22 protein-coding genes and 5 pseudogenes are annotated in these 24,594 nt (G+C 34.0%); 13 read left to right on the forward strand and 14 right to left on the reverse strand.

Annotated elements, in window-relative coordinates; all coding sequences use genetic code 11:
- The first annotated feature begins 291 nt into the window (after window positions 1-291).
- A complete protein-coding gene (locus tag QRE67_RS26570; RefSeq protein ID WP_098929416.1) occupies window positions 292-978 on the forward strand; it encodes an IS6 family transposase in 687 nt (228 codons plus the stop codon).
- Between the two features lie 273 nt (window positions 979-1,251).
- On the opposite strand, the gene QRE67_RS26575 is transcribed toward QRE67_RS26570, so the two are convergent.
- The 7 genes and pseudogenes from QRE67_RS26575 to QRE67_RS26605 form a co-directional block, all read right to left on the reverse strand.
- A complete protein-coding gene (locus tag QRE67_RS26575) occupies window positions 1,252-1,959 on the reverse strand; it encodes an IS6 family transposase (protein ID WP_286125542.1) in 708 nt (235 codons plus the stop codon).
- 79 nt (window positions 1,960-2,038) lie between these two features.
- Window positions 2,039-2,188: pseudogene (locus QRE67_RS26580) on the reverse strand (IS4 family transposase); the annotation flags it as partial.
- A 437-nt stretch (window positions 2,189-2,625) separates the two neighbouring features.
- Window positions 2,626-4,023 (reverse strand): M60 family metallopeptidase, encoded by a 1,398-nt coding sequence (locus tag QRE67_RS26585; RefSeq protein WP_286125427.1) that lies wholly within the window; start codon window positions 4,021-4,023, stop codon window positions 2,626-2,628.
- A 1,148-nt stretch (window positions 4,024-5,171) separates the two neighbouring features.
- Window positions 5,172-5,774: pseudogene (locus QRE67_RS26590) on the reverse strand (transposase); the annotation flags it as partial.
- Window positions 5,775-6,032: 258 nt separating this feature from the next.
- Window positions 6,033-6,719, reverse strand: coding sequence for an IS6 family transposase (locus QRE67_RS26595; RefSeq protein WP_098929416.1), 687 nt, complete (start codon window positions 6,717-6,719; stop codon window positions 6,033-6,035).
- Between the two features lie 56 nt (window positions 6,720-6,775).
- Window positions 6,776-7,174: pseudogene (locus tag QRE67_RS26600) on the reverse strand (DUF2953 domain-containing protein); the annotation flags it as partial.
- Between the two features lie 381 nt (window positions 7,175-7,555).
- Window positions 7,556-7,699 carry a hypothetical protein gene (locus QRE67_RS26605; protein WP_286125428.1) on the reverse strand — a complete coding sequence of 48 codons (144 nt, stop codon included), beginning with the start codon at window positions 7,697-7,699 and terminating at the stop codon, window positions 7,556-7,558.
- 261 nt (window positions 7,700-7,960) lie between these two features.
- Between QRE67_RS26605 and QRE67_RS26610 the strand changes: the two genes are divergently transcribed.
- The 3 genes from QRE67_RS26610 to QRE67_RS26620 all read left to right on the forward strand — a co-directional run bounded on the left by QRE67_RS26610 (window position 7,961) and on the right by QRE67_RS26620 (window position 11,149).
- Window positions 7,961-8,578: a DUF2238 domain-containing protein gene (locus QRE67_RS26610; protein ID WP_286125429.1), complete on the forward strand. Its 618-nt coding sequence runs from the start codon at window positions 7,961-7,963 to the stop codon at window positions 8,576-8,578.
- A 592-nt stretch (window positions 8,579-9,170) separates the two neighbouring features.
- The gene (locus QRE67_RS26615; RefSeq protein ID WP_286125430.1) at window positions 9,171-9,482 is read left to right on the forward strand and encodes a hypothetical protein; all 312 of its coding nucleotides are present in this window, start codon (window positions 9,171-9,173) and stop codon (window positions 9,480-9,482) included.
- 230 nt (window positions 9,483-9,712) lie between these two features.
- On the forward strand, window positions 9,713-11,149 hold the full coding sequence (locus tag QRE67_RS26620) for an IS4 family transposase (protein WP_286125407.1): 1,437 nt from the start codon (window positions 9,713-9,715) through the stop codon (window positions 11,147-11,149).
- 150 nt (window positions 11,150-11,299) lie between these two features.
- On the opposite strand, the gene QRE67_RS26625 is transcribed toward QRE67_RS26620, so the two are convergent.
- A complete protein-coding gene (locus QRE67_RS26625; RefSeq protein ID WP_286125431.1) occupies window positions 11,300-11,947 on the reverse strand; it encodes an SPL family radical SAM protein in 648 nt (215 codons plus the stop codon).
- A 52-nt stretch (window positions 11,948-11,999) separates the two neighbouring features.
- Here QRE67_RS26625 and QRE67_RS26630 point away from each other — a divergent pair, with 52 nt between their 5' ends.
- From QRE67_RS26630 to QRE67_RS26655, 6 genes and pseudogenes are all read left to right on the forward strand, one after another.
- Entirely contained in the window at window positions 12,000-12,686 is a 687-nt protein-coding gene (locus tag QRE67_RS26630) for an IS6 family transposase (protein ID WP_098929416.1), read from the forward strand.
- Window positions 12,687-12,745: 59 nt separating this feature from the next.
- Window positions 12,746-13,000 (forward strand): annotated as a pseudogene (locus tag QRE67_RS26635) (DUF2953 domain-containing protein); the annotation flags it as partial.
- A 438-nt stretch (window positions 13,001-13,438) separates the two neighbouring features.
- Window positions 13,439-14,008, forward strand: a complete 570-nt coding sequence (locus QRE67_RS26640; protein ID WP_286125432.1) for a recombinase family protein — start codon at window positions 13,439-13,441, stop codon at window positions 14,006-14,008.
- Between the two features lie 132 nt (window positions 14,009-14,140).
- Window positions 14,141-15,593 (forward strand): annotated as a pseudogene (locus QRE67_RS26645) (DUF4158 domain-containing protein); the annotation flags it as partial.
- 264 nt (window positions 15,594-15,857) lie between these two features.
- Window positions 15,858-16,544: an IS6 family transposase gene (locus tag QRE67_RS26650; protein WP_286123491.1), complete on the forward strand. Its 687-nt coding sequence runs from the start codon at window positions 15,858-15,860 to the stop codon at window positions 16,542-16,544.
- 20 nt (window positions 16,545-16,564) lie between these two features.
- Window positions 16,565-17,275 (forward strand): alpha/beta hydrolase, encoded by a 711-nt coding sequence (locus QRE67_RS26655; protein ID WP_286125572.1) that lies wholly within the window; start codon window positions 16,565-16,567, stop codon window positions 17,273-17,275.
- An 82-nt stretch (window positions 17,276-17,357) separates the two neighbouring features.
- Here the strand turns inward: QRE67_RS26655 and QRE67_RS26660 are convergent, their stop codons facing one another.
- On the reverse strand, window positions 17,358-18,293 hold the full coding sequence (locus tag QRE67_RS26660; RefSeq protein WP_286125433.1) for a nucleoside hydrolase: 936 nt from the start codon (window positions 18,291-18,293) through the stop codon (window positions 17,358-17,360).
- Window positions 18,294-18,635: 342 nt separating this feature from the next.
- Between QRE67_RS26660 and QRE67_RS26665 the strand changes: the two genes are divergently transcribed.
- Together QRE67_RS26665 and splB are read left to right on the forward strand one after the other, a co-directional pair.
- A complete protein-coding gene (locus tag QRE67_RS26665) occupies window positions 18,636-18,899 on the forward strand; it encodes a transcriptional regulator SplA domain-containing protein (RefSeq protein ID WP_286125434.1) in 264 nt (87 codons plus the stop codon).
- A complete protein-coding gene (gene splB, locus QRE67_RS26670; protein WP_286125435.1) occupies window positions 18,896-19,924 on the forward strand; it encodes a spore photoproduct lyase in 1,029 nt (342 codons plus the stop codon). The genes QRE67_RS26665 and splB overlap by 4 nt, the downstream gene beginning before the upstream one ends.
- A 241-nt stretch (window positions 19,925-20,165) precedes the next feature.
- On the opposite strand, the gene QRE67_RS26675 is transcribed toward splB, so the two are convergent.
- From QRE67_RS26675 to QRE67_RS26685, 3 genes are read right to left on the reverse strand one after another with little or no spacing between them, the layout of a single operon-like run.
- Window positions 20,166-20,501, reverse strand: a complete 336-nt coding sequence (locus QRE67_RS26675; protein WP_286125436.1) for a hypothetical protein — start codon at window positions 20,499-20,501, stop codon at window positions 20,166-20,168.
- A gap of 26 nt (window positions 20,502-20,527) precedes the next feature.
- Window positions 20,528-20,857, reverse strand: a complete 330-nt coding sequence (locus tag QRE67_RS26680) for a YolD-like family protein (protein ID WP_286125437.1) — start codon at window positions 20,855-20,857, stop codon at window positions 20,528-20,530.
- A 15-nt stretch (window positions 20,858-20,872) separates the two neighbouring features.
- The gene (locus tag QRE67_RS26685) at window positions 20,873-22,144 is read right to left on the reverse strand and encodes a Y-family DNA polymerase (RefSeq protein ID WP_286125438.1); all 1,272 of its coding nucleotides are present in this window, start codon (window positions 22,142-22,144) and stop codon (window positions 20,873-20,875) included.
- A 462-nt stretch (window positions 22,145-22,606) separates the two neighbouring features.
- On the opposite strand from QRE67_RS26685, the gene QRE67_RS26690 reads away from it, so the two are divergent.
- Complete coding sequence (locus QRE67_RS26690) at window positions 22,607-22,831, forward strand: helix-turn-helix domain-containing protein (protein ID WP_025151367.1); 225 nt, start codon at window positions 22,607-22,609, stop codon at window positions 22,829-22,831.
- A 1-nt stretch (window position 22,832) separates the two neighbouring features.
- Here QRE67_RS26690 and QRE67_RS26695 read toward each other — a convergent pair whose 3' ends face one another.
- Together QRE67_RS26695 and QRE67_RS26700 are read right to left on the reverse strand one after the other, a co-directional pair.
- Complete coding sequence (locus tag QRE67_RS26695) at window positions 22,833-23,450, reverse strand: replication-relaxation family protein (RefSeq protein WP_286125439.1); 618 nt, start codon at window positions 23,448-23,450, stop codon at window positions 22,833-22,835.
- Window positions 23,389-24,570 (reverse strand): FtsK/SpoIIIE domain-containing protein, encoded by a 1,182-nt coding sequence (locus QRE67_RS26700; RefSeq protein ID WP_286125440.1) that lies wholly within the window; start codon window positions 24,568-24,570, stop codon window positions 23,389-23,391. The genes QRE67_RS26695 and QRE67_RS26700 overlap by 62 nt, the downstream gene beginning before the upstream one ends.
- Between the last annotated feature and the right edge of the window lie 24 nt (window positions 24,571-24,594).

Consider the following 24,594-nt stretch of genomic DNA (forward strand, 5'->3'; position numbering starts at 1 on the left):
TATTTATTAAAAAGAAAAGCACTCTGAGGAGTGTTTTTCTTTTTTTGATTAAAAGTAAATTATTACATATGAATCTTTTCATTCGAAATATCCATTACCTACTAATATTAATGCTTCCAATTGTTTTCGGACTTAAAATTCAACGAGAAAATAAGTATATTATATGGTAGTAAAGGGGGTGATTCGTATGATACCATTTCATCCATGGTTTGTATATTTAAATTTAGGTTCTGTTGCAAAGTTTTCTAAAGTAAGCTAAACTCTGTAAAAAACAAACAAGGAGCGTAACAAATGGGATATTTTAAAGGAAAACAGTTCGAGAAAGATATTATCTTGGTAGCCGTTGGCTACTATTGTCGTTTTTCTTTAAGCTATCGCGATGTGTCTGAAATTCTCAAAGAACGTGGTATTTCTATTCATCCAACAACTATCATGCGCTGGGTTCATGAATATGGAAATCTTATCTATCAAATTTGGAAGAAGAAAAACAAAAACACATTGTTATCTTGGCGTTTGGATGAAACCTATATCAAAATTAAAGGAAAGTGGTGTTATTTATATCGAGCAATTGATAAAGAGGGACAAACACTTGATATTCAACTTCGTCAAAAACGAGACAAACAAGCAGCATATGCTTTTATGAAAAGACTCGCTCGAACTTTTGGAGAACCAACGGTTCTGACGACAGATAAGGCTCCTTCTTTAGCTTCCGCATTCAAAAAATTAAAGGAGATAGGTCTTTACAAAAATACCTTTCATCGTACAATAAAGTACCTCAATAATATCATCGAGCAAGATCATCGACATGTGAAACGTCGATTTTCCCGTTCCTTAGGCTTTCAAAGTCTTCGCCATGCCTCACGTACTATTAAAGGTATAGAAACTGTTCATGCCATATACAAACAAAAGCGAAGTCTTCAACCAAACTTCGTTTTTTCGACGTATAACGCATTACATGAATTATTAATAGTTTCATAAAAATGGTCCGCAATATTCCCCATCTCTTTATGTCTTCGGAAACTTTGCAACAGAACCTTCTCAATGAACTGTTAATTTTTAAATAAATTCACCAATTTAAACTACCATATAAAACTTACTTTCATTTTTTTCACTTATGAAATCTTACAAAAGTGTCATCTTTATGTAAGGTAATTAGATAGTTCATTTACAATTTCAATGTGATAATAAAGGTTCTGGTGCAAAAATAAATTATAAAAAAAGTAGGACCTGAATTTCCTACTAAATTACAGATTATGATGCGATACCAAACAATTTATCAATGAAATCTTTTTGATTTTGGGCAGACTTTACCCCTTGATGAAGTTGCTTCTTTTTCATCATATGCATCGCTTCTATGCCACTCAGTATGTAAGTGGCTGTACGAAATGACTTGAATCCTAACATCGAACGCACTCGCTTTTTAATAAATCGATGATCTTGTTCCACGATGTTATTGAGATATTTCACTCGCCTTATTTGGATGCCTACAGGCATCTTTTTTTCATTCTTCAACTCTTCAATTGCTATAGGATAGGCGGGATTCTTATCGATGGTTATCACACGAGGCTGTGAAACATGAAAAGACTGCAAAGCTTTCTTGAAGAAACGCTTTGCAGCCTTGTGATTTCTTGTTTTGCTTAGGTAGAAATCAATGGTGTTTCCTTCTGAATCAACTGCACGATATAAATACATCCACTTTCCTTTGACCTTAATATACGTCTCGTCTACTCGCCAAGAATCATTCGTTTTCTTAAGATGACGACGAACTCTCTTATCTAACTCAGGACCATATTGGTGAACCCAACGCATAATCGTTGTATGAGCAATGGATAAGCCCCGTTCCTCCATCATTTCGACTAAATCACGAAAACTGAGGTTGTACCGTAGGTACCATCTTACCGTTAATAAGATAACATCAGGCTGATAATGTTTCCACTTGAATACATGTTCCTTTGCCATACCGATCACACCTTTTCTAGAGTAATAGGATCAGTATGTCCAAGTGTTAGAGATTACTTACACGTATATTAAAGTTTTTGCACCAGAACCATAAATCTTTGGCTTGGTACTTACTTGTTCGTTGTACAAAGCCAACATCTCTAGCAAGATTTCGTAAGATATTAGGGGATAAAAAGCTTTGGATTTCTTGAGCAAATAGTTGTAATTCATCAGATACAGAAATTGACATACAAAAACGCCATCCTTTCCTATGATTCTACAGAAAGAATAGCGTATTTTTTCATTTTAGGGGAATTTTGTTTTGTTAGCTTGATAGCAATGGAGGCTACCCTACAGTTTAACCCGAAGTAGCCCCTTTTCCAAATAATCAGTAGTGAATAATAGAATAAAATTATCATAATACCTTTTTCTAAAAAAGATATATAGGTATCACTGATTCACAGATCTTCTAATCTGCACAATCCTGCCAACCGGCACACGCGCATGTATAACTGTCAATGATTTAGAAAAATGCTGGCTAAATTCCCATCTATACCATATTTCTCTATGTACTTACGTAATCTCCCTTGTTTATAAGGAATTATATGATGTGCTCCATTAGCTATGCCAAATTGTATTTGGATTGTCATCGATTGCATTACTAGCTAGATCACACACTTGCTTTCATTATTTTCTTGGACCATACGCGGCAATTGGTTTAACAGGTTTCGCATCCGTCGCTTCCCATATAGGGGCAGTTAATGTTGGATAGTTCAAAGCTTCTACTTTTTTTCTTGTTTCTTGTGATGCTTTTAGTCCCCATTGATCAAAAAATGGAAGTAAATTTTGTTTCGCTACCTTCGATGTATTGTAAATAAATGCTTGTATTTCATCTTCATCAGTTTCTGGAAGTTTATCCTTTGGTAACTCTCGATATAGTTTGTGAAGATTCGGATAAAAATCTTCCCCATATGCTAAATGAAGTTGCCAAAACATAACAAGTTTCACAAACAAGTCATCAATATTTTTATACTCTTTATCTGTTTGTTTTAAGTATTTAAAGGCTCTATCGTAATCCCCCTCTTTTTCTAAACGTGTTGGTTGATTCGGGAATAATTGTTTTTGTGCAGCTAAAGAATATATATTAACAGTGACTTCAGTCATTCCATTCGAAGCCCACGTCCAAGGGTATTGTTGCCTTGTGTGTCCTGCTTCATGCATTTGTCCCCATCCAAATTCATTTATATTTAAAGCACTTTTAATTGCGTCATAAGCAGTAGTAAATACGACTCCATCCCGACCTGCATACATGTACATGCCCGGTGGGTTGTTAGGGTTCTCTACAAAAGCCCAAAGGCGGCGAGTTGAACGATGTAACGGATTAGAACTTGTTTCAGATAGTCCCGATATTTTGTCTTGCGCTAGAATCATTTCATCATATTTTTTTAATAGGGGAACAGGATCTTGATCCACAATATATTTCTTGGCACTTTCCTGAGTAACGGTAAGTACTGCTTTCTTTGACTTTAATTGAACGGCATGCGCATCTGGATACTTGTCCATCATAGCAATCCAGTCTTCTTTCGTATGCTTCCCTAATTCAAAGAATGGAACAGGGCTCCCGCCTTGTGTTACTTTCACCTTAACAGTTCCTTTCCCTTCAGAGTTATCAAGTCCTAATAAACCACCGTTTGGAGAGGAGATGGTGTTAGAACCAGGAGAAAGACGAAATGCTTTTCCCCCTTCTTTATCATATTCATTTGTCCCAATAGTTGCTCCAAGCTTTTCTAATCCTGATAGTCCCGATACTTCAATTGTGACTTGTTCATTCGGTTTTACATAAATTCCTGTTGGCACATAGTTTCGTTGCTGACTTCTTCTTTCTCTTTCTGCTTCACCCATATAATGTCCTGTACTTGGAAGTTCAAACTTCCTCTCTTCATATTGCGCCTGGGTTTGTGTAGTTTCAGCATGAATGTTCAAACTATTTACAGTCATAGATGTAAATAATGTCGTTGTCAAAACAGCAGATGTCATAAGTACTTTCATTGGTTTTTGTAATCTATGATTCTTTCTTCTACTCATATAAATCAGTCCTTTCATTTAAATCCATTCTAACGTTCATACGAAACGCTGATTTCCTCACTATCACTTTATATCCTTTTATTACGTTAACTCAATAAATATTCCTCTTACTATGACTACTTCTTAAATTTACTTATCCCCCCTCTCTTATTTCATACACGTAAAAATTATACCTATATATAATTTTGAAGGGGAGTATCTGGCCGCGTATAGAAACGGTCATGACTTTTTCCCACCACATCAAAAGGAGAAAGCAAGAGCATGTCATGTTTTGTTCTGCATAGCAGCGACTTATATGTTGAAAAGTTAAAATGGATTTATATAAATTAAACATTTTAAATGATTAATTTAAAAATGTTTGCAAAATAATAACATAGTATTCTACATACCATTACCTAATACGCAAATAGGGGTCACCATACATCGCCATCAACCTAAGAAATCAATCACCCCCCAAAACGAAAAAAACGAGTTGAATTCACATAAATAACTGTAGAAAAGTAAAAATTTCGTTTAGGGGGTACTTCAAGACCTTAGCTTGATGGGCATGTGTCACTACCCCATTTACGAGAAATTTCATGTTCATTAGCTGTTTAGTTCATCGAAAAATGCTGTAGAATTTATCTATTCTATTATAACAGTATAAAACATGATTTTAAGATGTAATATTTCATATTAAAATATATTGATATTAATACATGTGCTTACTATAATGAGAGTATAAAGATTCATAACATCTTAATATTAAAAAGGAGGAAATGATTATGGCAATCGCAATGGCAGTTTTAACATTCTTAGGTGGAGTATTTCCATTAGTAACAACACTTATAAAAGCATTCATGTAATATAATTCTCTGCACTTATTTTTTAAAATTATTATACAAATGATCTGTATATCAACTGATAGTTAGTTGATATACAGATCATTTGTGTGAGCAAACTTTAAACAAGAAAAAGAATCCCAGAAATGAAGTGACCCCATAAAGTTAGACAAGTTATTTCGTTAGGCGGCTTGTTGGGCATGAATTCGGTAATGTACGAAGTCACTGAAAAACTTGCGTTTTTTATAAATAAATTCATTATAGAGAAAAATAGGGCGCTTCTTGTTCAATTTTGAACAGGAAACGCCCTATTTTTTTGTCTATTTATTACTCTTTTTCATTCAGAAGCTTCATGATTCTTTTTAGATTGACAGCGAATATCGTCGTTGCTCCCTGAATTTGCATGCCAAATAAACCCGCAGCCGATGCTTGATCGTACCCGTGTTTATTTTTTAACTCACTATTTTTCGCTTCGATTTTATAGCGTTCTCGAGCTAAGCGTTTAAATTCTTCTGTTTCTTGAAAAGCTTGTTGGTCTAAATGTTCCTCTGATTTAATGGCGACAGAATAGGTTTTATTTTTTGCACTTTCTTTAAAACATCCTTCTCGGAGTGGACAGACCTTACATTTTTCAACGTCAAAAAAATAAACCATTCTTGCACTTGCTCCTGGATGTGAATCTGGTTTTTTACTTTTTCTTTTTGCTAAATGTCCTGCTGGACATACAAATAAACCTGCATCTTTATTAAAGTCAAATTCTTTTCCGTTTGCTCGCCCATTTTGAGTAATCATTGGATTTAACTTAGAAATCAGTTGAATGCTTTGTTCTTTTGTATAAAGTAAATTGTTTTTCCCTGAATAAGCCGTGTCAGCGATGACTGTTTCAACTTCCATTCCTGTTACTTTACTTTTTTCAATCAGTTCTTGTAGGGGTACAGACCGCAAATCGGAAAAAACCCACGTTAAGCAAATTTCGACTTAAAATGATATGAGTTTTGCCACGTTAAGGATATTTTTAATACAACACAACATCATTTGTGTTGCATTAGAAGAGTAAAAGAGATCTATTTACCGCTCTAACGCAACACAATTTATTTTAAATGTACAGTTTTTGAATGCAACACAATTAAAGGTTCTGTTGCAAAGTTTCCGAAGACATAAAGAGATGGGGAATATTGCGGACCAGTTTTATGAAACTATTAATAATTCATGTAATGCGTTATACGTCGAAAAAACGAAGTTTGGTTGAAGACTTCGCTTTTGTTTGTATATGGCATGAACAGTTTCTATACCTTTAATAGTACGTGAGGCATGGCGAAGACTTTGAAAGCCTAAGGAACGGGAAAATCGACGTTTCACATGTCGATGATCTTGCTCGATGATATTATTGAGGTACTTTATTGTACGATGAAAGGTATTTTTGTAAAGACCTATCTCCTTTAATTTTTTGAATGCGGAAGCTAAAGAAGGAGCCTTATCTGTCGTCAGAACCGTTGGTTCTCCAAAAGTTCGAGCGAGTCTTTTCATAAAAGCATATGCTGCTTGTTTGTCTCGTTTTTGACGAAGTTGAATATCAAGTGTTTGTCCCTCTTTATCAATTGCTCGATATAAATAACACCACTTTCCTTTAATTTTGATATAGGTTTCATCCAAACGCCAAGATAACAATGTGTTTTTGTTTTTCTTCTTCCAAATTTGATAGATAAGATTTCCATATTCATGAACCCAGCGCATGATAGTTGTTGGATGAATAGAAATACCACGTTCTTTGAGAATTTCAGACACATCGCGATAGCTTAAAGAAAAACGACAATAGTAGCCAACGGCTACCAAGATAATATCTTTCTCGAACTGTTTTCCTTTAAAATATCCCATTTGTTACGCTCCTTGTTTGTTTTTTACAGAGTTTAGCTTACTTTAGAAAACTTTGCAACAGAACCACTAGCTGCGTCCCCTGTTCCAATTTGTGAATGCCATCTCCATTGATTGATTTTAACTTTTTTCAGATTTTTTTTAATTATAGAATGAATCTCTTGCAACTTTTTTACTATCTCTCCAATGCTATCGAGCTGTGCCATTACTTTATTTTCAATACCGCCCTCTTCTTCTGCTTTTTCAATTTTTTGTCCAGTCTTTTTTTTCTGTTTTTCCATTCTTTCTAACACATCAAACGTATATTTAATGTTCCATATTTTCACTTGTAGTAAACACTGTTTTTCCATTTCTGAATATAAAAAAGTAACTTTCAAGGATATTTTCAAAAACAATATAAACAAAATAAGCAATAGAACAATCCCAATTCCGATTACAAGCCACTTCATGCCTATCATCCTTTCATTCCATATCCATTATCGACATGTTCAAGGAATATTATACAAATTCAGAAAATTATGCATCAGTGTATTTTTCCAATCGAAGAAAGTTGTGTGGCGTTCTATATAAAAATTTTTTTGTTGTACAATCAAGATACTTAGGTAAATAGCATGGTTAAAATGATAATTGTTACAAAGAACAAAAAACTGCACGAGTTTTGAGATGCCCCCATAAACAAAAACACCTCCATATATTCGTATCTAATTAAATACGATATAAGAGGTGTTTTTTGGCTTGTCCTATTCTATTGGATCACTCTTTATATTGCTCTACTCCAATTAGGCTGTTTTATATTTATGAATTAACAGTATGCTAATGATAATACTTACATTATCCTGTTATTGATTATTGTTTTCTTGAATTTCCTCAGAAGGTTCTTCAGTTGGATCTGGTTCATCTTCATCAACGCCATTGCAACCACACAAAAAACCTACAGATAAAATAGTAGACATAAGAGCAAATAAATATTTTCTTTTCTTCACGTGATTATTGCTCCTTTCAGGTAAATATTTATGCTATTATCATCTACTTTTAAAAAAAGAATATGCTTAAGTTTTTTCAGCATTTTTTTCCTGTATATCAAATTAGAATCAAATCCAATTATTAAAAAACTGGAATTACTTAGATATCTGTAAGTTTACTGTAAAATGCAAACTAAGGTTAACAGCCCTAATTATTCTGTATACGAAATTGTGTTTTTTCAAATACTTTAAGCAAAAAACCTTTCAATAGGAGTGAAAAAAGTGATAAGAAACAAAAGTACAGTGATTCACCTATTTTTATTATTGGTTGTTACCGCAGTTTTTATATGGTCTGTTATTAAGCCTGCAGGATACTTGACATGGGCAGCGGAGGCTATTCCAGCCGTTCTCGGTCTAATCATTATAATTGCAACGTACAATAAGTTTCGTCTCACCACTCTCTCTTATATCATTATTGCATTACTAGCCATAATAATGTTTGTCGGCGGTCATTACACATACTCAAAGGTTCCTCTTTTTAATTGGATAAAAGATGTTTTTGATTTGAATCGAAATCACTACGATCGATTTGGACATTTGATAAAAGGCTTGTTTACAATTGTGATAAGAGAAATATTGTTACGGAAAACGCAACTAACCGAAGGCCCTTGGTTAGTTACGATTAGTATAAGCATTTCGCTTGCTGTTGCTGCATTATACGAAATCATCGAATGGTTAGCTTTTAAAATAGCAAAGGGAGGAAAAGCAGCAAAAGGCTTTTTAGGTATGCAAGGCGATATATGGGATGCACAATGGGATATGTCACTTGCCTTAGTGGGTTCGATTCTTGCGTTACTCACCCTTTCAACATTACATAACCGACTATTAAAAAAGAATTAATAAAAGAGTGAATTTAGAGGAATCTATGTAACAATGGAACTAAATTATGCTTTAAGCCTTAATGGACATTAAAAGACTACTTTCATTTCAATATTTTTTATTAATAATACTTATAGAAGCTCTTCTCCATCCTCATCAAGCTAAGGTTGGTTTATCCTCATAAAGAAAAAGCACCATTCTTTATGTTATAACAAAGAGAATAGCTTCTTTTGCATAATATGGACATAAATTTCATCTTAGCTCTTAATATGAATAGAGATTAAAAAGTACTAATCTTGTTTGTCTTTTACTCACACTTTCATGTGAGTTTCATTATGAATATAAGTTAAACGAGTGAATTTAGAATATACTGAATCAATAAAGTTCCAAACCAATAATACATAACTTTTCATTTCCTTTTTGAATTTTTCATAAAACTATTTTGCATATTTCAGCAAAAAACATTTGGGTAATATTAGAATTTTTAGTGAAAAAATCAAGAAGTATTAGTATAAGTTGGCATCATAAGTTTCTATAAAATATCGCAACATAAATCATGTGGAATTGAACCTAGTGTTTCTTTTTCCGAATTTATTTTTACAGGGGGCAAAAAATGAATATTCTTAACTTCTTGATGTCATTATTCAATTCTGGAAGAAGAACTCAGCAAATGTTTAAATTGTTTAGAAATAGACGGAATAATAATAGAGGATGGATTTGGGCTTCTTTACTAGGGTTAGGAACAGTTTTTGGTGTATTAGCAACACGTAATTCAAATATGATGAAACCTATCCAACGTATGTTCCAAGGTTTTCAAAATACAACAAGAACATTTATTCCATCCAAAGTAAACTTGGCAAATATGGAGTTTGCCGATGAAATTACGCCTAACAACCAAAAGAAACAAGGTAACCAAAACCAATAACTATCACCATTACAAGACAAAAATTCCATCAAAAAGCAGTAAAATAGATAGCCGGTTCCTTAACGTACAGGAAACCGGCTAATTTGTGTCTAAAATGTGTCTAAACGTACAATTTTCTTTTTTTGATATGGTGACCCCATGCCCATCAACTTAAAAATCTTCACTACCTTCAAGTGTAAAAAAACGTTATTCTTTCTAAACAAGCTGATTGAGAAAGGATGACGTTTTTTATGAATCTCTCGATTCAAGATGAATTACAACTATTTGCTGAAGAGCTTCATCAACATTTAACACCTTCTATTTTGGAAGAACTCGCGAGAGAATTGGGTTTTGTGAAAAGAAAACGAAAGTTTTCAGGGAATGAATTAGCTACAATTTGTATTTGGGTGAGTCAACGGATAGCGAGCGATTCTCTCGTTCGATTATGTAGCCAATTACATGCAGCCACAGGAATCCTCATGAGTCCTGAAGGACTCAATAAGCGCTTTAATAAAAAAGCTGTTAAGTTTTTAAAACATATTTTTTCTGCATTATGGCAAAGTAAAGTTTGCGAAACATCAGTAATTTCAAGCTCATCATTAACCTATTTTCAACGAATTCGTATTTTAGATGCAACGATTTTCCAAGTGCCGAAACATTTAGCTAGCGTGTATCCTGGATCGGGTGGTTGTGCCCAAACAGCCGGTATAAAGATTCAATTAGAATATGATTTACATAGTGGACAGTTTTTAAATTTTCAAGTTGAACCAGGGAAAAATAATGATAAGACCTTTGGAACAGAATGTTTAACGACTTTGCGGCCAGGGGATCTCTGTATTCGAGATTTAGGCTATTATTCACTGGAAGATTTAGATCAAATGGACCAACGTGGTGTGTATTATATATCACGGCTTAAATTAAACAATATGGTATATATCAAAAATGAGTTTCCTGAATACTTTCGAAATGGGACAGTTAAAAAACAGTCTCAACACATCAAAGTCGATTTAGAACACATTATGAATACCTTACAACCAGGGCAAGTTTATGAAATGAAAAATGCTTACATTGGAAGGGATAAAAAATTATTCACACGAGTTATCATCTATCGTTTAACCGAAAAACAACTTCATGAACGTAGAAAAAAGCAAGTGTATACCGAGAGTAAGAAGGGAATTACGTATTCTGAAAAGAGCAAACGATTAACTGGAATTAACATATATATTACCAATACACCTTGGGAAATTGTTCCGATGGAACAAGTACATGATTATTATACGCTCCGTTGGCAAATTGAGATTATCTTTAAAACTTGGAAATCATTATTTCAAATCCACCATTGGCACGATATCAAACAAGAACGATTAGAATGCCATGTTTATGGAAAATTGATTGCCATTTTTCTTTGTTCCTCTACAATGTTTAAAATGCGGCAACTAATTCTACAAAAAAAACAAAAAGAATTGAGTGAATATAAAGCGATTGGAATGATCCAAGATCATTTATACATTTTGTATCAAGCTATACGAGAAAACACCCAAAGAATAACAAAGATCCTAGTTCGCCTGTTTACCCTACTACAGAAAAACGGGCGGAAATCTCATCGATATGAGAAGAAAACAGTCTTTGATATTCTGGGTGTTGTCTATGAGTATAATCGATTGGAAAAACAAAAGAAAGCAGCATAATTTTTGAAACTATACCTACCAAGGTTTATTTGGCATGCTCATTTTTAAGGACAAAAAGTATTTTAAGAGTTTTTTAGTTCATTTGAACGAAAGTTTATTTTGTTTCCATCCTTAAGTTGATGGGCATGTATGGTGACCCCTATTATAACGTTAGGGCTCGAAACCCTTCTGGCTAATGAAAAGTTCATCTTCCGAAAAATACTGCCGCATTCGTTTATAAACCAATTGATAGACGGATGGATGATACCATTCTTCCATTTCTAGATTTCTATATAACGCTTGTAAGCCCATCCTGTGTGTTCGTTTACCACCGCTGCCGTCCCCCATAAAATAATCGTCAATACATACTCGGTTAACCAAGGGACGCAATATTTCAGCAAATCCCTCGCTACTTGGTAATACGGGTGCGATGGCAACCTGTGCAGGAATACCGAATTCAGCAAGCAGTTGGAGTGTTTTAAGTCTTGCTGGAATAGGGGGAGCGTAGGGCGTAAAATGCTTGCGAATATCTTCCCTATCGGTCTCTACTGTCATACTTACCCGAACTTTGGTTCCCAACTGTTGCAGCATCTTCATGTCCCTGCGGACAAGCGGGCTTCGTGTTTGAACAAGCAAGAAGTCCGGGGGATTGTCCACCATAATTTCCAGTAAAGACTGCGTAATTTTCTCCTTGTGTTCGATTGGTTGATAAGGGTCCGTACTGGATGACATGAAAATGGTGACCGGGCCTTTGGCCTTAGCTCTAAGTAATTCTTTTTGGAATGTGAGTGCAGCATCTTTTTTAAGGTTCTGTTGCAAAGTTTTCTAAAGTAAGCTAAACTCTGTAAAAAACAAACAAGGAGCGTAACAAATGGGATATTTTAAAGGAAAACAGTTCGAGAAAGATATTATCTTGGTAGCCGTTGGCTACTATTGTCGTTTTTCTTTAAGCTATCGCGATGTGTCTGAAATTCTCAAAGAACGTGGTATTTCTATTCATCCAACAACTATCATGCGCTGGGTTCATGAATATGGAAATCTTATCTATCAAATTTGGAAGAAGAAAAACAAAAACACATTGTTATCTTGGCGTTTGGATGAAACCTATATCAAAATTAAAGGAAAGTGGTGTTATTTATATCGAGCAATTGATAAAGAGGGACAAACACTTGATATTCAACTTCGTCAAAAACGAGACAAACAAGCAGCATATGCTTTTATGAAAAGACTCGCTCGAACTTTTGGAGAACCAACGGTTCTGACGACAGATAAGGCTCCTTCTTTAGCTTCCGCATTCAAAAAATTAAAGGAGATAGGTCTTTACAAAAATACCTTTCATCGTACAATAAAGTACCTCAATAATATCATCGAGCAAGATCATCGACATGTGAAACGTCGATTTTCCCGTTCCTTAGGCTTTCAAAGTCTTCGCCATGCCTCACGTACTATTAAAGGTATAGAAACTGTTCATGCCATATACAAACAAAAGCGAAGTCTTCAACCAAACTTCGTTTTTTCGACGTATAACGCATTACATGAATTATTAATAGTTTCATAAAACTGGTCCGCAATATTCCCCATCTCTTTATGTCTTCGGAAACTTTGCAACAGAACCCAGCTAGTACTGGAATCGTAACAGGATTTGCGTGGTCAACAAAAGGAATGGTTGTCGGAGTTGTTGGAGAATATATGCATATTATTGATATACCAGAGCTTGAAATTACGCCTGTATTTCAAGGGAAAGGTTTTGCATCTAGGTGTGAATTAACAGTGTCATTTCATATTTATCGTTCGATAATAACTGCATTTATGTTACTTATGTTCATGAGGAAACAACGATCTGTTAGCACAGAAAAATCTGTTCAAACATAAGGGGTGACAATGAAAAAAGAGAATTTTACTTATTTCGTTCACTCTCAGAAACTTTTTAAGTGCTTCTGTTTAATGAAGTGCTTTTTATTTTTGATGTCAAAAGAAGGTACAATGTAAGCGACGCACCTATTCAGTCTCAAAAACATAAGGTTTTTGAAACTTTTTATGTTTCATTTGAAGACAGCACTTTATAGGGGTATATGAAAGATTCGGTGAATGAACCGCCACATCTAAAAATTTTTCCAAATTCATAAAAAACAATTATAATCTCTTTACCAAAAACCATAATTTTTGTAACGTCTCCCATCTCATTCATATTTCCTTATTTATAAAGGTTTTTAAGTTACAAAAAATAGTTACCAAAAGTATTACAAAATACCTTTACAATAAATGAACCTTCGGTACAATGAAATTATATGATTGTACAGGAGGAAACAGATGATTATTGGTTATGCCCGTGTGTCTACTTTTGATCAAAGCCTAGACCGTCAGGTTCATTTACTTACTGAATACGGATGCGAAAAAATCATTCAAGAAAAATTTACTGGAACAATTCGAGAAAGACAGGGTCTTACAAAATTGTTTGATGTGATAAGAAAAGGAGATACTGTTGTAGTTGAAAGTATTTCACGTTTAGGGCGCAAAACACTAGACATCTTAAGTATTATTCAACAATTCGAAGAAACAGGGATTCAATTCCTATCATTGAAGGAGAATATGGATACAGGAACGCCTACAGGTAAAGCCATGTTGCAAATGATGTGTGTTATCGCAGAATTAGAAAGAAACTTAATTGCAGAACGGGTCAAAGAAGGATTGGAAGCAAGTAAAAAGCGTGGCAAAAAGTTAGGTAGGCCAAAATTAGAAAAAGAAAAGCTCTCGATTGCATTACGTATGTATGATAGTAAAGAATATTCCATTAAAGAAATTGTAGAAGGAACTGAAATATCCCAAGGTTCTCTCTATCGAGCAATCAATCAAAGAAAACTAGAAGAAACACAGAAGTAACAAATCTCTGTGTTTCTTCTTTTTAAATATATTTATTCAATCCAGCTTTTTCACTTCCTGATACGCCTTCTACCTTTTTAGATGCTTAGCCTTGTATTCTATAAAAAATAATGTAGAAAAGGGGATAAAAAATTGAAAACAAGAGAACTTCTTACTACATCACAAAGAGAAAGCTTCTATGGAATTCCTGAATATATGGACGAGAGAGAAATTTTACGCTATTACACAATATCTGATGAAGAATTACAAATTATAAATAAACAACGTGGAGCCGCTAATAGATTAGGTTTTGCAATACAAATCGCTTATTTACGTTTTCCAGGACGTCCCTTATCTGCAAATGAAAAAGTTCCAAATTTTATTGTACATACAATTGCTATACAACTAGGAATTTCACCTTCAGCTATAAAAAATTACGCACGCGGGCGGGATACAACTCGTCAAGAACATCTAATTAAAATTAGAAGTGCATTAGGATTTCGGACATTTACTTTGAAAGACTATCGAGAATTAGCACGTTGGCTTCTTCCTATTGCAATGAAAACGGATAAAGGGCACCTTTTGGTGGAAGCTCTTATTATAGAAATGAGAAAAAGAAAAATTATTCTTCCAGCGGTATATGCAGTTGAACATTTAGCATGGGCTGTACGTGAACGAGCACATAGAAGGATTTTCAAACAATTAACAAGAAATCTTACTTCTTCTCAATGTAAGCAACTAGACAAGTTATTAAGTGTAGGAAAAGGATACAAGTATTCGTATTTATCATGGCTCCGACAACCTCCAGGTGTTGTTTCTGTTAAAAATTTTCACAAGATTATGGATCGAATAGAGTTTATCCAAAATTTAATTCTACCTTTAGATAACGGAAGAGAAGTGCATCAGAATCGATTGCTACAGATGGCACGTGAAGGCTCACGTTATTCTAATCAACATTTATCTAGGTTTCATGAACGCAAACGACATGCGACTCTTATGGCCTTTCTCATTCATATTTATGCTTTTTTAACAGATCAAGGAATAGAGATGCTTGAGAAGCTAATGGGTAGAATGTTTAATCGTGGAGAAAAGATACATAAGGAACATTTTCAAAAGGATGGAAAAGCGATTAACGAAAAAGTTCGTTTGTACGCAAAAATTGGAAAGGCTTTAATTGAAGCAAAAGAATTAGAACAAGACCCTTTTGAATCTTTACAATCTATCATTTCATGGGAACAATTTGTACAATCAGTAGAACAGGCAGAAGAATTAGCTAGACCAGCAGAATTTGATTATTTAGAACTACTAGATAATCACTATGGACATTTTCGGAAGTTTGCACCCAGATTATTAAGAACTTATGTATTTAAAACCTCTAAGGCGAGCAATACTTTATTTCAGGCTCTAGAGATGTTGAAAGAAATCAATCTAACAGGAAAACGAAAAATCCCTGAAACAGCCCCGATGGATTTTCTTAAATCTAAATGGTTCAAGCATGTGATTAAAGAAAATGGTATTGATCGTCATTACTATGAGTTCGGTGTCTTTTCAGAATTATGTAATCATCTTCGCTCTGGGGATATGTGGGTTGTAGGAAGTAGACGGCTCTGGTGCAAACCTCGAATGCTGTCAAAATACACACAAAAATATGAGATTAATTACGAACATTCAATCTTTACAAAGTATAAAAATATGGATTTTTATACTAATTCCCGAACAACTCATTTACATAAAAATATAACATTCATGTTGGATTATCTACGTAATCGTTTTTGCACCAGAACCATATATTCTATACTCAGTATGGTTCTGTTGCAAAGTTCTCTAAACCACGTTACATTTTAGAAAAAATGAGTAGGAGCACGACAAGATGAGATATTTTAAAGGAAAACAGTTTAAGAAAGATATCATTTTAGTAGCCGTTGGCTACTATTGTCGTTTTTCTCTAAGCTATCGTGATGTGTCTGAAATTCTGAAGGAACGTGGTATTTCAGTTCATCCCACAACGATTATGCGCTGGGTACATGAATATGGCAATCTGATGTATCAAATTTGGAAAAAGAAAAACAAAACGGTACAGTTATCTTGGCGTTTGGATGAAACCTATATTAAAGTCAAAGGAAAATGGTGTTATTTATATCGTGCCATTGACAAAGAGGGGCAAACGCTTGATATTCAACTGCGTAAAAAGAGAGATACACAAGCGGCATATGCTTTTATGAAAAGACTGGTTCGAACTTATGGAGAACCAACGGTTCTGACTACAGATAAGGCTCCTTCTTTAATTTGCGCATTTAAAAAATTACAGAGGATAGACTTTTACAAAAATACCTTTCATCGTACAACAAAATATCTCAATAATCTCATTGAGCAAGATCATCGACACGTGAAGCGCCGTTTCGCTCGTTCCTTAGGATTTCAAAGTCTTCGTCATGCCTCACGTACGATAAAAGGGATAGAAACGCTTCATGCCATATACAAACAAAGACGAAGTCTTCAATCAGACTCCGTCTTTTCGGCGTATAACGAATTACAGAATTTATTAACGGTTTCATAAAATTTGACCACAATCTTCCCATATCTCTATGTGTAAAAAAACTTTGCAACAGAACCCTCAGTATAATATCTATAGGAACAATTTTCTTTATTACTTGGTCGCAATTTACTTACACACCAACGAAAGAAGCTTGGTCATTAGTAGAACAAAAAGATAAAGAAAATCTTATTTATGGAAAGAAAGAGGCTAAAATCGGTATTATTTTTTACCAGGGAGCGAAAGTAGAAAAAGAATCATATAGTTATATTGGATATGAACTTGAAAAAGAAGGTTATTTTGTTGTAATTCCAGAACTACCATTAAACTTGGCAATACTTGGGACAAATGACGTTAAAACCATTATTAAAAGATATCCTAAAATTGAAAAATGGTATGTTGCTGGACATTCAATGGGTGGTTCCATGATTTCTAGTTATGCTTTTAACCATGAAAAAAAGGTAGACGGTATCATTTTCTTAGCTTCTTATCCTGCAGATGATTTCTCTACTAAATTGATTCCAATGTTATCAATTTATGGTGAAATAGACGGTTTAGCAACTGTAGAAAAAATAAAAAATCGAGAGAAGTTAATGTCAAAGAATGCAACCATGCACATGATAAAAAGTGGTAATCATGCTAACTTTGGTATGTATGGTAAGCAAAAAGGGGATAATGCTAGTTTAATTACGTCAAAAGCTCAACGTGAGGAAACGGTTAAAGTAATTGAAGAATGGTTACTAAAACAACAATAAATTATATCAATTAATTAAATGTTTTTCCTTATGTATAAATTAAATGATATATATATAAAAGAATCCAAGTGGATTCTTTTAATTAATGTCTTCCCGTACTTATCATTGTATCAATAAAATCCTTAATAAATTCTTTTTGATTGATTTTCAACCCAATCCGCACCCCTGTAGTTTTTGCACCTGGACGAAAATCAGCAACAGTTTGTCCTCTAAAAGATTTTACATCTACTTCTACTTTACGGTACATGTATTGAAAAAATTCGGGATTGGCCAATGCACTCATTGCAACAACATCGTGTAAAGGTGCTCCTTTAATGCTTGGATTTAATTTTTTATAAGCACTGTAATAATAATCATAGATTGGTTTAATTAACGATTTAAATGGGATATTTGTCTGTTCCACAATGTAATTTACTTGGCTTGGAAGCAAAATAGCTGAATTCGTTATATTTAAAGGAATCATTGTTAAATTTTTTGATTGATTAATTACAAATTGAGTTGAGACTGGATCTCCATATGCATTTGCCTCTGCTGCGGGTGTGACATTTCCAGGTTGTAGAAATACCCCAGACATAATATATACTTCTTTTATACTCTGCATCATTTCTTTCCAAAGGTTTAAAGCAATTGCGAGAGAGGTAGATCTACCTACATCAACAATTGTTAGTTCTCCCTTGTACTTTTCAACAATTGATGGGATTAGACTAAAGTCATGAATGGGAATAGATGCTACACTTTCTGGTGGCTGAATAGGCCCAAGCCCTTCCTCACCATGTATTTCTGGATAATAAGCAGTAAACCCATTAAAGAATGGTAAAGTAGCGCCGCTTATAACAGGAATATCTTTTCGTCCAGCTAATTGCAAAAGATAAACAGCATTTCTAGTGGTTTGTTCTTTGGTAACATTTCCATAACTCGTAACAATTCCAACAATTTCAATCTTAGGATTTAACAGACCATATATGATAGCTAAGGAATCATCAATACCTGGATCTCCAAATAATAGTACTTTCTTCAAAATATCTCTCCCTTCTTAGATAACCAAATCTCACAAAAAAACTTATAACATGTATATGCAAGATGTTCTCTTTAAATCTAAAATTTCTTGAAAAAATATTATAATTACATCAATTTTCTATAGTCTAAAACATTTTTAATTGCCCATTGTTGAAAAAAAGAACACCAAAAGAAAGAATTGAATTAAATCTATTGATTTGCAACGAAGTATGTCCCACATGGGTTAAATCAATTAGCTAAAAGCTTTTCCATAATAAAGAAGACATAATTTTAGGCACTAAAGATAAAAATTTAATAATGAATAACTGTACCCAATAGATTTTATAAAAGAAAAGGTGATGGAATGGAACTGTTTAACGAAGGCAAAACTTATCATGCTGGAGATATTGTCTATGTTTTTTACCGAAACCCCCACACCCAGGATGTAGCAAATATACAAGCAGCAGCCGTTGTAAATAACCCTGAAAATCCAAATGAATTAGCTTTATTTCTTTATGAAACTTATTATCCATTATCAAATGAAATGGCTGTTTATTCTACAGAAGAAGAGGCAAATCAAGCTTACAATTACTATTATGGAGATGATTTAGAGGGGATATTAGAATGAATAATCCATTTATACCTAAGCTAGTATACTTTGAACCAAATGCATTAGATTATCCGTTAGGAAGAGAACTTCAAGAAAAATTCAAAAAAATGGATGTAGAAATTCGGTATACCACCTCACATAACCAAGTGAGAGATCTCCCAGGAGAAAATGATTTTCAAAAGTATAGGGTAGCAAAATCTACTCTTGTCGTTGGTGTGAGAAAGACACTAAAATTTGATACCTCAAAGCCTTCAGCTGAGTATGCTATTCCCTTTGCAACAGGGTGTATGGGCCATTGTCATTATTGCTATTTACAAACAACGATGGGAAGTAAACCATATATCCGTACTTATGTAAATGTGGCCGAAATTCTTGAGGCTGCTGACAAATATATCGAGGAACGAGCACCTAAACTGACAAGATTTGAAGCATCCTGTACATCTGATATTGTAGGGATTGATCACTTAACTCATACTCTTAAGCACGCAATAGAGCATTTTGGAGAATCTGAGTATGGAAAATTGAGGTTTGTTACTAAGTTTCATCATGTAGATCATTTACTTGATGCAAAACATAACGGGAAAACAAGATTTCGGTTTAGTGTAAACGCTGACTATGTTATTAAAAATTTTGAGCCCGGCACCTCTCCCCTAGCAAAACGGATTGAGGCCGCTGGAAAAGTAGCAAGAGCCGGATATCCACTTGGGTTCATTGTGGCCCCTATTTATCTGCATGAAGGTTGGCAGGATGGGTACTATCATATGTTTGAACGTCTTGATGCTGAATTACCACTTGATGCACGTGATGATATCACATTTGAATTTATTCAACATCGATTTACAAAGCCTGCCAAACGAGTAATTGAAAAAAATTATCCCATGACAAAATTAGAATTAGATGAAGAGAAAAGAAGATATAAATGGGGGAAATATGGCATTGGAAAATACATTTATCAAAAAGAAGAAGAAGAAGATATAAAAAATTATCTTTATTCTTATATGGAGAAATTCTTTCCCAATGCAAAATTAGAATATTTCACATAGGAGAATACCAATCACTTTACGGCTACGGCAACAATTGATTGTTTTTGAATCCACTCACAAACGTAAAGCAAGAGAGGGGGAATATATATTGTCCTCTTCTCTTATTTCCACCGATCTATACCCTAGGTGCTTACTGTATTTTAAGTGTTAAATAAATTAAGGAAGGGATATCTAGGGTCTGAAGGAGTTATCATGGAAAAATTCGAGATTTCCTTGATACTAAAACATAATATGTCTCTTATCATTTCTTGCCAAAAATATTATTTAATCCACTAAGTAAAAGTGCCAGGCAAGGGAATGAATAAAAGGTAATTTGATGTACACAGACAAATAAACCTATTGCAGATGCAATCATTAAAAATCCAGCCTCTTTAAATGAACTTTTGGCTTTTATGAATCCAAAAAATCCTAAAATAGAAAATAATATTCCCATACATCCAATGGTAAGAGCTTTTTCAGCACCTTCCATCCGTCCCATTTCGTCAGCTAGTCTTCCTAGAAACAAAATGACTAATGAACATAGAAATCCTAGCAATGCACCAATCAGTCCAATTACATCCTCACCTGTTCGTTTCAATATAGCTACCTATCCTATTTTTCAATTTATGTATATTTTATATCTGTAATATAATTGATGTTTATGTATAGCACCTTATCCTGCTTATCAATAACTCTTAACTCATTTCGAGATGTATCATAATAATGAATATTCCCTGTTTCAAAATGAATTTTATTATGTTTAGAGTAGGAGATGGTTACTTCTAGATTTTCAGACATTGCCCCACACACAACATCATTTATTTCTTCTAATTGTTGCTCATCTAAAATAGGCATTGGTATTTCATTTTGTTTATCATATATTTCATTTAATCCTTCAAATTGTTCTTTTATTGCTGAAAATGGTGCCCATCTCATCATACCTCGATCAATCATGACTTGTATTCCTCCTTATGCCTTATGACCACCTATTTTCCCGTTTCTTTCCCTTTGAGTAGCCCCTTTAATGTAGCTAACACCTCTCATAATTGAATTTTTACCGAACTTATGCCGGATACCATCCATTGTTTTTGCTAATTTCCTTTGAGCATCTTTTCTTGAAGTATCATCAAACAATGACATTTGAATTGCATCATCTCTGGTCAAATTCTTTAAAGTTATATGTATTTGTCTCACTGGATGACCACTATGAAATTTCTTTAATAACTCTAAGCAGGCTTCATAAACATCTTCAGTTAAACATGTGGATTGATCCAGCGTAATGGCTCGCTTAAATCCTCCACCAATATATTTGCTATAGCCTATTGCAAGCTCAACCGTTCTACAACATTTATCCATAGAACGTAGACGAAAACAAGTTTCCTCAATCTGTTCTAAAATGAGTAATTTTAATTTATTTAGACTAAAGCAATCTTCTAATAAGATTTGCCCTTTTGTTATGGAGGTACTTTTAGGAATGTATTTATTAGCAATACGGCTTTCATCAATGCCATAGGCAAAACGATATAGCTCTTCACCTTTGACTTTGCCAAAACGCTTTATTAAGTGCTCTTTGGGAGTTTTGGCAACATCCTTTAAGGAAAACAGTCCCATCCCATGTAAAGCTTCCTGAGTGGCTGATCCGATTCCCCATACCTTTTGAAGTGGTTTGATATTCCATAATTTCTTTGAAACATCTTTGTATGTCCACACTGCAATCCTAGAGTTTGAATGTTTACTTTCCACATCTAAAGCAACTTTTGAGAGGAATAGGTTAGGTGCTATTCCGATTGATGCGGTTATGCCAGTTGTATTATATATCTCTTTTTGAATCCTTTTAGCAATTACAATTGGATCACGTCCGAAAAGATGAGCTGTTTGTTGCATGTCTAGAAAGCACTCATCTATTGAGTAAACATGCAGATCCTCTAAAGCTACATACTTCGTATAAATTTCTGTGATTTGATTTGAAATTTCAACAAACCTTTTCATTGTTGCATTTACAATAATGATATTTGGGTCTCTTGGTATTTCGTATAATCTAGTTGCTGTAGAAATCCCTAATTTCTTCAGTTCAGGAGTGGCAGCCAATACAATAGATCCATTTCGATTTACATCTCCAACAACAGCTAATTTCACTTTTAATGGATCTAGTCCTCGCATAACACAAGCACAACTAGCAAAAAATGAACAAAGGTCGATACAGAATATCATTCGATTCATACATTTTGAGTAATCGAACATCACTTTACCCTCCAAAAACAGAACGTTTGTTCTTATTATAAGCCTTTTGCTTCGCATTATACAATCCTTTAGAAAATGTTTTTTTATTATCTTTATGGTACGTGAAATTATATATAATTCTTCAAAATTCGACCACTGAACCATATACTATCTCTTAATTTATTAAACTCGTTTTCATTACTTCAGAAATTAAGAAAAGCTTAAACCCTTTTGTATCAATGGATTCAAGCTTTTTATTTTGTAGGAATACCGTTTGCAACAAGTTGCCATTAGGCTAGTGTATCAGCAACTTGTAGCTATTACTATGAATGCTAGATTCCACAAAATTATTACATATTTTTTTGTCTTTACTTCTTATTCAATACTATGCTCAATTATTAATAAAATTCCTGTTTTCAGTGACTTTTAAAAAATGGGATTATTGGACAGGCTATAAGTAAAAAACATAAGGAAGTGAATTTGATGAATTGGTATTCTAAACCTAGATCAGCTTTAGGGCGTTTTTTAGATAAGCACAAGATTACACAAGAAGAACTATCTTCAAAAAGTGGTGTAACTCGTTCTACTGTCAGTCGATTGTGTAGTTTGGACAGCGTATCACCGACAACTAAGAATTCAAATCGTATTATAAAAGCTTTAAGAAAATTAACCGGAAAAAGCATAGATTCTACTGATTTTTGGGCTTAAATTAACTAAAAACATCTTCCATCACAAATGTTCTCATAAACAAATTTTGCTTTATAGCGTATTGCTCTAACTTTGATTGTCGATAGTCTGATAATGTGAAAAAGATAATTACTGGAACAATAGCATTCTGTCTTTTATAGATATTTGTTATATGGCCATATAACTGTATTTTATGTTCGTTTGCCTTCATATGTTGCATACGATCTATTTCAATAAAATGAGGGACATTATCCTCAAAATACGTTGCGTCAGGAATGATCTGATACCGTTGACCATTGATTGAAAACTCGATAGGTCTTTCTGTTTTCCATTCTGGAAATCCAAGCCACATCCAGCTTTCGTTTCGCATTAATATGTGCTGTAATTGATTACTTTTCTTTACTTCCTTTGTAATGCCTAATAAATCCCGTCCCTTTTTATTTAAATAATATACGTGTTCACGAGCCATTTTTGTAATGTGACAATATGAATGTAGATCCTTTAATACACGATTTGCATTTCGGATACTCCCTAGACAATGGATGGCTTGTAATTGCCTCCTAGTTGCAAAATCTAACTTACTCAAAGTGGATAAAATCTCGATTTGTCTCGCTTTCTGTTTGAGTGTTTGATGCCTCATTTTGCTTCACCACCTTATATTGCTTCAGCAACTCCCACATGTCCATGTCCTTTAAATAAGGTACCTGAATTTCTTCTGTACGATCTGTCTTAAATAATGCTCTTCCTGGAAGGGAAGGCAGATCCTCAAGACCTGGTTCATCCAAAGCAACTTGTGACGCAACCGCTGTTGGTAATCGAAAACCTAGCTTTGCATCAGCATTTTGTTTGATTTGCCTTGGCAATGTATCAGAGGTTGGATATTGCGTACAAAATATGAGCCGAAATCCTAAACCACCCCCGATTCTTGCGATTTCAGATAACATCTCCTGGCACATAAATAATAAATCCCGTTGTTTTTTAGGTAAACCTTGCGTTGGACAAAGATTTGCTCCTTCATCTACTATGATGAAGCAACGTTCTCTAATTGATGTGTCTATGATATTAGTAAAGTAGGAATTTTTCATTACCTCAATTTGTCTAACCATTTTCTCACGTACTTTAGCCAACATTTCTAACGCCTGTTCTGGATTTTCAGCTACTTCTACTACTTGAGACAGATCCTTGTAAGGACTAAATTCTAATCCTTCCTTCAGGTCAATAATAAAAAACTTCACATATTGAGGTTGTTGCAAAGTCAAACTAGTCATCACATTTTTTAAGAATACTGTCTTTCCAAAACGAGTCATTCCACTTACGCACATATGTGGCGTTTTCTCGAAATCATGATATACGTATTTATCTAACGCTTTCCCCATCATAACTCTCCATGTATGCTCTTTTAATAGATCCTTAGACCAATTCCACATTTCAGGTATTTGTTGGTTAAATACTCGAATATGAAGCTCTCTTTGATGAAACGATATTTTAACAGGTTTATATAGGCCTTCTTCTAATACTTCAGCTAACTTTTGGATAAGTTGACTAGGTACACCGAGCGGTAACTTGTAAACATAATTCATACTTATGTCATCTTCTACTTCTTTTATAAAAATGGGGTATTGTAATTCACCTTTATGTTGAACACATATCTTTGCAATTTCAAAAAACGTTGTGATTTTTTTCTTATCACTCATTCCGTTACTGTGATAAAAATAAGCTACAGTTATAAAGGTTGCTGGAATTAATAAAAGTGACAACATTCCCTCCATACCTCCTTAAGGTAG

This window comes from Bacillus sp. DX3.1 (genome assembly GCF_030292155.1).
Classification (GTDB): domain Bacteria; phylum Bacillota; class Bacilli; order Bacillales; family Bacillaceae_G; genus Bacillus_A.